At 44.7% G+C, this 13,255-nt stretch carries 7 protein-coding genes; all 7 read right to left on the reverse strand.

The window, feature by feature from the left end; translation table 11 throughout:
• Positions 1–28: 28 nt before the first annotated feature.
• Entirely contained in the window at positions 29–1,549 is a 1,521-nt protein-coding gene (locus QR40_RS28315) for a response regulator transcription factor (RefSeq protein WP_044297791.1), read from the reverse strand.
• Between the two features lie 129 nt (positions 1,550–1,678).
• Positions 1,679–2,494 (reverse strand): carbohydrate ABC transporter permease, encoded by an 816-nt coding sequence (locus QR40_RS28320; RefSeq protein WP_027295687.1) that lies wholly within the window; start codon positions 2,492–2,494, stop codon positions 1,679–1,681.
• A 1-nt stretch (position 2,495) separates the two neighbouring features.
• A complete protein-coding gene (locus QR40_RS28325) occupies positions 2,496–3,404 on the reverse strand; it encodes a carbohydrate ABC transporter permease (RefSeq protein ID WP_044297792.1) in 909 nt (302 codons plus the stop codon).
• Positions 3,405–3,501: 97 nt separating this feature from the next.
• Positions 3,502–4,923, reverse strand: a complete 1,422-nt coding sequence (locus QR40_RS28330) for an ABC transporter substrate-binding protein (protein WP_044297793.1) — start codon at positions 4,921–4,923, stop codon at positions 3,502–3,504.
• 85 nt (positions 4,924–5,008) lie between these two features.
• Complete coding sequence (locus QR40_RS28335) at positions 5,009–6,169, reverse strand: serine hydrolase domain-containing protein (RefSeq protein ID WP_044297794.1); 1,161 nt, start codon at positions 6,167–6,169, stop codon at positions 5,009–5,011.
• 170 nt (positions 6,170–6,339) lie between these two features.
• Positions 6,340–12,231: a glycosyl hydrolase family 95 catalytic domain-containing protein gene (locus QR40_RS30460; protein WP_052431106.1), complete on the reverse strand. Its 5,892-nt coding sequence runs from the start codon at positions 12,229–12,231 to the stop codon at positions 6,340–6,342.
• A 755-nt stretch (positions 12,232–12,986) separates the two neighbouring features.
• Positions 12,987–13,255: transposase (locus tag QR40_RS28350; RefSeq protein ID WP_044297796.1), on the reverse strand; the 269-nt coding region annotated here is incomplete at its 5' end.

Raw genomic sequence — 13,255 nt, forward strand, 5'->3', positions numbered from 1 at the left:
CTCCTGCATCCTACTTACCTCCCGTTCTCTATAATGATTTCAGAAATTCGCTGGGAGTAACACCCTCGATCTTTTTAAACACGTAACTAAAATACTGGCTGGACGTAAATCCAACCTTTTCATAGATCTCCGAAATTTTATACTCCCCGCTCTTCATCATTTTTTTAGCCCGCCGGATACGGTAATTTGTGAGATAATCAACCACTGTAATATTCAGTTCATTTTTAAAACATTTCCGCAGATGTCCCTCTGAAATATTTGCCGCATTTGCAATATCCTGGACAGAAATATTTTTTTCAAAATTCTTATGAATATATTCCAGGCACAATCCGATCATTCTGGAATACTGTTCTCCTTTGTATGAATGCAATCTCTCATAGATTTCATTCATGCCTTCATATAACCACTCTTCTACCTGCAGGACGCTGGCAAATACATGATTTTCCCAAATAATCCCCGCTTCCACTTTTTTACGTTCCGCATATCGTTTCAGGATACCACGTATTTCCCGCAAAATTCTGGTGTATTCTGTTTTGGAGTAAGCAGCTTTGTATTTTTCCATCATCTGATGCAAGGTAAACTCTGATGCATTCTGGTCTTCTTCATCCAGGGTATACATCAGCTGAAGCATGAGTCCATCATAATCAGGGTCTGTTTTACAGCACTTTTGCAGTTCTTCCTGCCAGAGAACCCTGTCCCCACCACAGAAAAAAGTATAGTCAGACAGATCCGCCAGTTCTTTATACAAATCCGGCAGTTCCAGAAACTTTTTTGTAGCCCTGGAAGCTATACAACTGACGTGGATTCCTTTTTGCAGCATGGCACTGCGGATCACTTCTCCTGCCTGCATTAACAAATCTTTACTTACTGCAACATTTACATCAATAAAAAAAATGGTACACCATCTGCCTTCTCCCATTGCCACAGCACTTCTGCATACAAGGCCCCCTGGATATTCCAGCATTTCCAGCAGCTCCCCATCGTATACGGACAGCCGTTTGTTCTCACCATCCAGACTCAGCGGCTGATCCTCACAGATATACAGCAAGCCATATCTTTGCAGGGGATGGTTGCGGTAAATAATATCCTCTTCCTCTGCCGCCTGGCTGGTCAGAAACTTTCTCAGATTGTGTTCTGCATACATATGGGCTTTATGACGTTCTTCCTTCAGGATGCTCATAATTTTTTCTATTTCTTCTTTCAGGGTCTCCCCGGTCAGCTCATTTTTCAGCATATAAGAGACAACGCCCATTTCCATGCCTTTTTTCACATAATCAAAATCCCGGTAAGAAGTCAGCAAAACAATTTTCACTGTTTTATCCGCTTTCAGCAATTTACCGGCTAGTTGAAGTCCATTCATCACAGGCATACTGATATCTACAAATATGATATCCGGCTTTAGCCTGCAGATCTCAGGATATGCCGCCGCACCCTGCAATGCCTCCCCTACAATTTCAATATCATCGGATGCCTCCCTCACCAGGGATTTAAAATAAGCGATCGCCATCATTTCATCATCTACAATATAAATCCTAGACTTTTCGTTCATAAACCTACCTCCAAGAATTAAACGAATATGCCCGTATTCATCGAAAGCATTTTCGGCATGCTTAAGCCCACACATGATATCAGAAAGCACCTTTTCGCCTTTATCTGGTGACTATTATACCATGGACACTCACCCTTTGACTGCTCCCGCAGTCAAACCGTTGATAAAGTTTTTGGATCCCAAAATGAACATCAGTAAGAGGGGGATTGTTGCAAACACCAGTCCTGACAGCTGAGCACCATAATCTGTCCGGTATGCATTGGCAAGCCCTTTGATAAATATAGGAATGGTATTCAGGCTTTCGTTGTTTACAAAAACCAAAGGAACCAGATAATTATTCCATGACCAGAGGAAAATCAACAGGCACAGTGTGAGGATACCCGGTTTAATGCAAGGCAATACCATTTTAAAGAAAATGCTCATTTCCCCGGCTCCGTCAATGCGGGCACTTTCCACTATTTCCACCGGAAGGGAGCCGCCGATAAACTGAATCATCCAAAAAGCACCAAATCCATTTGCGCACCACAGCAGAATCATGGGCCACAGGCTGCCTGTCAGATGGAACGTACGCATTTCAATCATGTATCCGATAATTCCAATCTGGGTAGGTGCCATCATGGTCAGCATGATGAAGTTGGTGAGTGCTTTCTTAAACCGGAATTTATAAACGGTCATGGCATATCCTACCATTGCGCTGACCAAAACGCAGATAAACATGGATAAGAAGGACACCAGCAAACTGTTCATATACGTCTGTACAAAGTTTGATTGGAACACTGTCTTAATATTCTCCGCAAAATATCCTGACGGTAAAAATGGAAGACCTTTGAAAATCTCTTCTGTTTTGTAGGTAGACATGGTCACCATCAGATAAAAGGGGACCAGTGAAACAAAAGAAATGATGCCTAAAATAATATAAGAAGAAATCTTTGCTGTTCTTTTCATATCAGTTTTCCTCCTTCCGGTTCATAAACCGCATACCGATTAAAGATGCAGCAACAATAATAATGAATAGTGTACTGGATACCGCTGTTCCATACCCAAGCCTTGCAGTAGAGCCAAATGCCACATCGTAGAAGTTCCAGACCATAGTCAGACAGGAACGGTCCGGTCCTCCGATAATACTGGTGGTGGAAACATTAAACATCAGATTCGGTTCATCAAATAACTGCAGTGCATAAATCAGGCTTGTAATCGTAATAAAAATAGTAATTGGTTTTAATAAAGGCATGGTAATCTTAAAAAATGTCTTTACAGTTCCAGCCCCATCAACCTTTGCTGCCTCATAGATATCTGTCGATATGGAAGTAATGCCTGCAAGGTAAAGTGCCATATAATAGCCGGTACATTTCCAGATAATCATAATACCGATTACAACCGGTGCAAACTTTGCATTTCCCAGCCAGTTGATTCCTTCACCTCCAAAAAATTCAATGATACGGTTTATGATCCCTGTGTTCCAGTCAAACAAAAAAGTGAAAATAAGCCCGATTGCAACCGGAGTCGTAATATATGGCAGAAAGTTAATTGTCTGAAACAGATTTCTGAATTTTTTCAAATTGCTTAAAAATGCTGCAATTAAAAGCCCCAGGAATACAGAGATGGGAAAACCCAGCACCATGATATATAAAGTGTTCCAAAGAGATTTTAGAAAGGTCGTATCTTTGGTAAATATACGGATGTAGTTATCAAGGCCTACAAAAACTTTCTCACCGATTCCGTTCCAATCTGTAAAGCTTAAGAAAAAAGAATAAATGATGGGAAATAAATTAAAAGTAAAAAAGAATATTATGAATGGTGCAATAAAAACTACAGGCCAGAATACACTATATTTTTTATTTCCTTTGCTGTTCATCTTAGAGATCCTCCTTATAACATTTATTTTTGAGCATAAAAAACGGAGCAGTGTTTTTTACACCGGTAAAAGCTCCACTCCTCCGCTTTTTCATACACTATTTGATTTCTATACCGCTGTCTGTTATCCGGTTGGTACATTCCTCCAGACCTTTTTGGATTGCCTGGTCTGCCGTCATACCGGAATCTGACATCACAGCTGCCGCCAGCAGATCACGGATATCGATCACTGTCTGATCATAGATGGAAGACTTGGGAAGTTTAATGCTTTGCGCAATCTCTCCATATAAGAACCCGCCTACATCCTGTCCTCCAAAGAAATCATCTTTTCCGGAAGCATAAGTAGCATCTTCATAAAATTCTTTTGTCGGTACATAATATTCTACTTCTTTTTTAGCTGTATCTACACCTTCCTTGGTGAAAAATGCCCAGTTTAAAAATTCCCATGCTGCTTCTTTCTGTGCATCTGTGCTTGTATTTGTAATACCAACCGAACATCCTCCATGGCTGTAGCCGCCGGTTGCAGGCATCATTAAGCCCCAGTTTCCGGATCCATCCGGATCGTTGGCTTTGATGTAATACGTTATTGCCCAGTTAGGACATGGATAGAAGAGATGATTCTCATCTGAGTAAGTAGCGTTTGCCTGGGGTGTTCCATTTTCAAAGGTGTCAACCACTTTGTTATCTCTCATGTCGCATAAAAGCTTCATAACAGGTGACATTTTCTCTGTAAAGTTTACTGTATTTCCACTCTGCAGATCCGTAGTATCCGCAAAATACAGCCACTCTGCTACTGCACCGCCGGAATGGAAGAGATAATCCTTTCCGCCTGATTTTTCCTGCACTTCTTTTCCATACTTAATATAATCATCCGTTGTCTTGAAGATTTCTGCTAATTCTGCGGGATCATCTGTTCCAAAGTATTTTTTCGCTAAATCTCTTTTATAAGCAATTGCAGAAGGAGATACCGACTGTTCAATACCGATCAATGCTCCGTCATCCGTCATGGCACGTCCTTTAATAAAGTCAAAGAATTTATCCGGATCTACATTATATGGATCTTGTGTAAGATCTTCAAAAATCCCCAGTTCTTTATAATTTTCAATCAGGGTACAGCTCTGCTGAACCATGGTCGGCAATTCGGAACCCGAAGCAATTGCCTGCTGGATTTTGGTAAAATAGTCGCTGAATGCTACCGTAGTCGCTTCTATTTTGATATTGGGATGGGTTTTTTCAAACTCTGCAAACATTGGTTCATACCAGTTGGTATCCCACCCCCAATAGGTCAGTGTGGTCACTTCACCATCTGATGCTGCTTCACCCGCTGCTGCTTCTTTGGTTTCCTCTGCCGCAGATGTGGTGCTGCCGGCTTTATTATCCTGCGCCGTTGTCTCCTTAGTTTCTGCTGCTTTTGAACCGGTATCCGCTCCTGCTGCGTCCCCTGATCCCCCGCAGCCTGCAAGCGTTCCCGCCAGCATTGCCGCTGCCAATACAAGACTTAATACTTTCCTTCTCTTCATAATACCCTTCCTTTCGTTCTGCTGTTTAAGAACCTGTGTTTTCTTGATGAATTTATGATATCACAAAGATTTCAGGATATTGATTTCAAGATTCACTCATTTTGTTCGAAATCCGAGCATTCACTACTGCTTTCATTTTACGGAGCAGTTCCCAGCCGGAATAGCCGCTGACTTGGGTCATATATAATACTACCAGCTGCCTGGAAGTATCAATGGAACAGTACGGACCGCTCCATCCGTCCCAGCCAAATTCTCCGATGGGTGAGTTCATGCCCGATACCCCGGGCTGCATATGGATGCGCATCAGGTTTCCATATCCAAATCCCCTTAAATGGGCAAACGCTTTGCACAGATCTTCTCTCTGACCGAGTCCCAATTGATTCCTTGCCAGCATATCCACCGTATCTTCGGACAAAATCCGCTGCTTTTTATATATACCTTTTGCCGCCAGCATATTGGCAAAATGAGCATAATCTTCTAATGTAGAGTAAAGTCCGGCTCCCGCTGATTCAAATGCCGGCGGTTCTAAACCAAAACCCAGCCCCAGGTGGCGCTCATGATCTTCCTGCAATACCGTCCCCTCCGGAGTGACCTTTTTACAGTAAAGCTCTGTCAGACGCTCCTGTTTTTCCAGGGGCACATAGAATCCCGTATCCTCCATTTCCAGTCTGTCAAATATATTTTCCTGATAAAATGCACTTAATTTCTGACCGGTAATTACTTCGATTACACCGCCCAGAACATCTGCACAAAGCCCGTAGCGGAAGTTTTCCCCCGGCTGGAAAGCCAGCGGCTGGGATGCAATAATATTCATGATCTCTCTTGTGGTATAAGCCTCCTGTGTCCCCGTTTTTTGCTGAATATCATCAAAAGCCTTCTGCATAATTTTCCCAGGCCTATCCTCATCGGGATAAACAATTCCCGCCGTCATATTCAGTAAATCCCATATGGTAATCGGTTTACCGGACTTTTTAAGTCCATCCGGTGTCCAGACTTCCATTTCTTCAAATTCAGGCAGAAAAGTACTGACCGGACTCAAAAGATCCAGCCTGCCCTGCTCAAATAAAAGCATTGCCGCCACAGCTGCCACCGGCTTGCTCAGCGAATACAGGCGGTAAATAGTGCCCGGCTGATATCCATATGCATGCTCATATACCGGTAATCCATTGTGATACACACCTATCTGTGCCCCTTTGATCTGATTTCTTTTTACCTGTTCCCATAACAACTCATCTAAGCGTTCCATTTACATTTTCCTCCCTAAATTCTTTTAGATCATCATATCATAGTTCGGACCCGGCGGTATTTACAAAATACGGTTCATTTGTATAAAATCGGAAGAATTTTATGCCTCAAAAAAAGACCGCGTTATATGCTGTTTTCTTTCCGGCATATAACTGCGGTCTCTTTTACAAATTAGAATTCTCCTATTTTCTCTGAAGCATACTGTAATATCCGTGCTGCATCATCGCTGTCTGTAACTCCATCACGATTCACATCTGCAGCTTTGCCCTGCTCATCCGTAAGTTCTTGTAATTCTGCCGAAAATTTCAGCACATTTGCAGAATCATCTGTATCTACTTTTCCATTCAGATCCACATCTCCCATCAGCCGGGCTTTCAAAATTTCGTTAATCAGTTTCTTCAGAATGGTCCCCACGGTATCCGTATCTGCGCTTTCATCTTCATACACGGCTCTGGCTTCCTGATCCACAGTCTCCAGACCGGCAATGCTTTCTTCCAGGTATCTGCCGGATTCCTGCAGAATCTCTTCGGCTTTTTCCAGTGCATTTCTCAATTCTTCTTTATTTGCCTTTCGCACAAGGGCTGTTATGGCCTCTGCCAGACTTTGATAAGCCTCATTGATTTCATTCTCCGTTGCCAGACTGTTTGCATTGACTGCCCTGGCTGCCTCAAGTTCTGTTTTCAGTTTATCCACGCTTTCCGTGGTGTATTTGTCTGCATTTTTCAAAAGTTCTGCTGCTTTTTGAATGAGAATACCCAGTCTAGCATCTGCTTCTTTCACCAGCAGATTGGTCACCGCGTCCATTAGCTTTCTGGATACACGGTTGATTGTTTCCTGGTCTGCACTGCTCTCAGCAAATGCAAACCGTGCCTCTTTTAGGGCTTCTCTCACTGCCGCAACACTTTCCGGTGTGTATTCAGCCATTGCAGATGTATCTGCCAGAATAGCTTCCGTTCCATCAATGACTGCTTTCAGACCGGATTTCTGTACACCATTTTGAAGGAGATTACATGCCGTAATTAATTCCAAAAATGCATGGTCAATCTCATCCTGTTCTGCATCCGTCTTCATTAATGCTCTTGCATTGTCCAGTGCCTCCTGCACTGCCTGCCAGCTTTCTGTAGTATAGCAGCTATATTCTGACTGCACTTTCTCCAGCTTTTCAGCCATTGCAACTGCCAGTTCCAGTTCTCTCCATCCTGTGGTTTCCGGCTTCAGGCACAATGCTTCCCTTGCTGCTTTCAGCTCCTGAATTGTCTGTTCCACCTGTGCTTCTGTATACACGCCTTGCTTAAGCAGAGCCAGTGCCCTAAGATAAACCTCCCGGTAGCTGTCCCAGCTCTCTTTTGTGTATTTGTATGCTTCTGACTCTACTACGGTATATTCCAGTATGCCTGCTTCCAGAACAGAGGTAAGGGATACCAGGTTATTCCAGGCTTCCTTCAGTTCACTGACTGCTCCGTCAACTTCTGACTGCAATGCATCCGCTTTGTCCAGGATAATCCGGGCCTGGTCATATGCCGCTGCATAAATTTCCCAGGATCCTGCAGTATAATCACTTTCTTCAGTCTGTTCCAATTCCTCAAGGAGCTGTTCCAGTTTCGTCTTATCAACCGTTTCGTCTTCCGGCACACTGAAAAGATAAAATGCGTCCACGGACATTTTCGGGGCTTTTCCTTCCTGATTCTGATTACCCAGCAGCTCTACCGTCACGGTATGGATACCTTTTTTCAGATCCATGTATTTGAATATGCTCTGTCGCTGGTATCCTTCACTGTGAGAATCATAAAGGGAAACTTTCTCGCCTCCCGGTATATCCTCATCGTCCACCGTGATTTTTACATATCCCAGTCCCGGGTTCTTATTGCCCATCATCTCAAATCCAATTCCATCAAACCGGAAGCTAAAAGCTGCGCCGGGATCCGATGTATAAATTTCTTTCTCTGAGAAAAGCCTGTCATCAGCCCATTCCTCCCACTGTCCGGTGAGGTTTACCGTCCTGTCATCATTATAAAGCAGACCCGGACGTTTCAGATTGTCAATTGCCTTTTTTAAAGCCTTATATACTTCCTGTATGTCCGCTTCCGGTGATTCCGCGGTAATCTGCTTTGCCCTTTCCAGTGCCTTTAATAGTCTGGAAACAGATCCCGGCTCATACCCTTCTGTGCCGATACTTTTTCCATACGCTATGGCATTTTCCAATCCGTCAAAAGCATTCACTGCCTTTCCATAGAATTCCAGTTCCGCTACATTGCAGTACTCTGAATCTCCACTGTAAACCCGGTAATAAGAGTAGGGCTTTAAGGGCCTTTCTTCTTCGGGAAGGTCTGCAAACCAGACGCTGTTATATACCGGATGATCCAGGCTTTCTTCAATGGTGTAAAGGGTATCCCAGTTGGTCATGTCATCGGAACCCTGAACCCGGACTCCGGGCCATCTGTCGCTAAAACCTCCCCGCACAACATACCGAAAACCTTCCAGGGTAAATGCTCCCCCCATCTCTAGTCCGGCATACCCGCCGTTTTGACCGTCATACGCTGTATCTGTATTGCCGTCAAATGCCAGGGCCGGGGGAGAACCCGCTTCCCATTCCCCTTCCTCTCTGCCGAATACCGTGCCCATGAGCTTATCCTGATCTAAAAGTCCCTCTTTAATCTCATAAACTTTTTCCTGTACATAACGGGGCGCTTTCTTTGGGGATACCTGAACGGTTACGGCGCCTGCTTTTTGGGCTGTCAGGACGCCCTGGGCATTGATCTTCGCCCTTCCCTGGGTTTCCGTCACACTCCACTGCAGTTCCATATCGTTTTGCATGCCCTCCGCAGTTTCCACCAGGGCTTCCAAAGAAATAGATTCACCGCTGCGTATACTTTTGGGACCTGTTATTTCAATACTGCCCACAACCAGGTTTTCTTCTGTATATTCCTGAGGTACCATCTGGAAGACCGCAGCCCCACCGGCATCACCGATTACGGGCACCCCATTTTTTATTATAAGAGCTTTTGTTCTATCCGGGGTAAGAATCCGGCAGCCTTCCTCCAGCTCCTCTATCTGCCATATATCTCCATGGAGCGTCTGCACCACCTTGCCGTCAGCAGCGGAAAGTGCATATCCTGAGTCTACACTGGTGATTAAATACTGTCCGATTCCTCTGCCCGTGAGATTCCACTTCTGGGCTGCCGAATCTGCCGGAGTCCCAAGCACTACATCTGATGATTCGTCCGTATAAACAGATTCCAGGCTTTTGTCTTCGGCTATTATCTGATAGGTTCCCTGGCTTATCTGCCCTCTGACAAATCGTACCTCAGCGGTCTCACCTTCCTCCATCGTCAGCCTGACAACACCTTCCCCTGTTATGATCTCTCCTCTGCCTTCCAGGATCACAGCGCTGCTGCTGTCCATACCACAGCTTAAATCGATCTCCTGTGCAGCATCCGACCTGATCATGGCTGTGACTTCTCCTTTTTCCATATCCCAATCCAGACGCTCAATTTGCGCACGTGACCTTGCCATCATTCCGGTAATGCTGCCTTTTCCCCAATCATCCGGAAGTGACGGCAGCAGTTCAATTTTCCCGGTATCTGAATAGGCCAGTGTCTCCAGTATAATAGAAGGTATGGTAATCAGGGCATCTGTGCAGTATGCACTGTCCCGGTTCCTGTCATGATTGGTCATCATGGAACTGTAATACAGTTTACTTCCCGTGAACAGTGGCAGAAGGCTGTCTGTCACTCCCTGCGCATTTTTCAGGCGTGCCTCTGTCAATGCCTGATGCAGCCAGCCGTGGCTGGCATTGTCATCTCCCGTGTTATATTTCTTTCTGTTCTCAAGCGCCTTTTTAGCACCTTCCATTAGTTTGGAGTCATCAGCGCCATCATGGGCCGGCCAGACTCCATACATATGACTTACATGCCTGTGGTTATTCTGTTCTGAGTAATCCCGTAGCGCCCATTCCTTCAGACTGCCGTCAGTGTCATATTTATATTCAGGCAGCAGTTTTTTCAGCGACTTCCATTTTTCTACTGCTTCCTCATACCCGGGACGCTGTACAGCCTCTTCCATTGCGATTGTCATATCCAGTCCGTCTCTGGCTGCGGCAATATCCATGGTAGAATTTGCAGAAATTGCAATTCCTGTATTACCCGGTTTATTCTCCGGCGAATACCCCGGAAGTATCAGGTATTTTTCATTTCCTTCCAGGGATGTCTTCCCCCCGTCATAATGTTTATATCCATCTTCCCCTTCATAATATCGGGGATCTGCCATCTGTTCCCAGAAATTCGCCTGCTTTGTCAGCAGCGGCAGCAGCAGGTCCTGCTCCAGGTCAAAATACCCCCGCTCCTCTATCTGGCTGATCTGTGCATCCGATAAATCCTGGTCCTGGATGGAAAGCACCGAGCGCAGCGCATTCAGGTCGATATCTTTGCCCAGGGGAATCTGGCTGTTGCCAAAGCACTGCCAGTATTCGTATACCGGGAGTAATAGCCAGCTCGCCCCCGCGTTCCAGTAATTAAATGGATAGTCCGCATTGAAATGCACCAGGTTCCCTCTGTCCCCGTCTGTCCTGGGCGGTGCCAGGAGCGCATCGTGCATGCCATAAACCTGGGTGGCATTCATTTCAAAATCAGGAAGAATCCTGAGAAGGAAATTAATATATCCCTCAGAGGCATTTTGCAGATTTCCGATATTAACACCGGAAATCTGGAGATTCACATTTGCATCCGTGGTATAATCCGCCTGCCAATATCCATTCCATGCCCCGATCCACATGCCGCTGAGTCTGGATGTACTATAACCGGAGGTACATACCTGTGCATATCTTCCGGCATAGAAGGCACGCTCCAGCATTGCATGGTTCAACCGGTCAGAATTCCTCTGTTTTGAGATTAATTCTTCGTTGGTCAGGCTATCATCTGCCTCATCTCCTGCCAGATCAAATTTAATCTTATTAAATTCACTGCCATGGAGCTGTTCGTGTGGCGCAAGTGCCTTGCTGTAATCAAAGTATCCGTTTGTCCGGTACGCTTCATTTTCCGCAACTGCCCGGGTTTCTTCAATCAGACGCTGTACCAAAGGCAGTTCATTTTGTCCGGCAAATGCAGATGCCGGGCCCATCTCTTTATCCCTGGCAGATTTTGTGATCAGTACCACGCCCTCTGCATCCTTTACCTTTATTCCAAAGTTATCCTCTGTTCCGGCATTCAGGTGATCCTGTATATCTCCCAGCCTGACCCTCTCTTTTGTTCCACCGATATTTACCACATAAGTAACTCCGGCGAACCCCGCTTCTTTCAGCTCACTGTTGTCATACACGGGATAATGAGCAGTCAGTCCCAGATAGCTTCCATCCTGTGCCGCAATCTTTTTGTATTGAAGCCCTTCATCTATTTCCCTGCCCTGGTCAATCGCCATATCGGAAAGGTCATCGATTGACAGCGTTGTATTCAGCCTGCCGCCGTTCTCCGGCTGACGAAGCCATGTTATGGTCACATTGTCCTCTCTGGATGTAAATGTGCTTCTCTCCCATGTCTCACCATCCGCCTGAAAACTCACCCCGATCTCGGCAGTTTCATAGTCTGTCCATCTCTGATAATCGGATACATCCGTCTCTTCCAGATCATCCAGCCTCATCCGAAGCTGATGGCCCGGGTGCAGTGTATAGTCATAGTCCAGTTCCGGCTGTACCTGACTCCAGAAATTCCAGTTGTTCATCACGGCCTCTCTGGCATCTCCCAGCTCTCCTGTCAAATCCATGGTTTCCCTGTAATCATCCGTAGGCATGTTAAATGTAGTATTTTGGAAAATAAAAGTATCATTCACAGGATGGCAGGATTCCATCACCCCGTTCTCCCCATTTCCGCTCACCATAGCCTCTCGCCAGTTCAGGTTGCCTTTCTGCGGATCCTGGTACGTATCTGAGAACACTTTTCCGGCAAATAATGGTTCTTTATTTTTAACCTCCGCCCCCAAAACAGGAGCCGGTATGCTTCCAGTCAACAGCACCGCCGCCATTCCTGCACCAATGCAACGGTAAATTTTATGTCTCCATTTTTTCTTTTCCATGCTTATCCCCCGTAAATTTTGTAATATGTTACTGCTGTTATTATCATAATTTTAGCATGGGTTAAAAAAAACACTTAGGACTATATTTTAAAAAATTAGAAATTTTTCAGGATACTTTTTATATTTTAGGACTTTCTTTTGAGATTAGGACATATTCGTGTTTACAATTCTGTCTAGTATTTCAGCAAATAGTTTAGAGATGGCTTATGGCTCATTATTCAAAACAATTTTATGAGTCATTACTTGAAATTGAGACTCACTGCAGGTTTATTATATTGGGGTTTAGCTGAGAAATGACGCTTTGTAGATGTAGGTAGTGTACGGAAAGAGAAGGAGGCGGACCAGGACATTGGTTTGGAAGGCTTAACGCAGAACTGGCATTTTCTAACCTTCCCGGAGCACTTTTTGGCGGCACGCGGGCATTCGCTCCGAAATCCTGATGCATTTCGCAGCTCGCTGCCCGCTTACAATCCGATGGGAGCCAGTCGAATTGTATCCGCCAAAAATCACTCCGGGAAGGTAAGTAAATGCTCAGCTCTGCTATACGCCTTCCAAACCAATGTCCTGGTCCGCCCCCTTCTCTTTCCGAGATAGCATTCGTTGATACAAAGCTGGTTTTCTCGAGGGCACTGAAAAACATATGTTTTTAAATCCTTCCTTAATAATAAAACACAAAATCCACCAGACTCAAATTTTTCTGGTGGATTTTTGTGCATTTTCTATGGATGATTCCTTTTTCTGAACTAGGGATTCCTTTATTTTTCCCCCATCACTTTCATGATTCGTTTGAGGTTCACTGCAAATATTGCCATCGCTCCCTGCATTTCCATGCCAATAAGACCTGATGATGACGCAACGTCATAACCATGTCTATGTTTTAACTCGCTGTTTTTTGCTTCTATCTTATAACGCTCTTTTACTTTTTCTTTAAAATATTCCGTTTCCTGAAATTGTGCCTGTTCGCTATGGGTATCACTGATGACCGTCTCTGTATATGTCTTTTTTTTCGCTCCCTCTTTGTAGC

Source organism: Robinsoniella peoriensis, assembly GCF_000797495.1.
Lineage (GTDB): Bacteria > Bacillota > Clostridia > Lachnospirales > Lachnospiraceae > Robinsoniella > Robinsoniella peoriensis.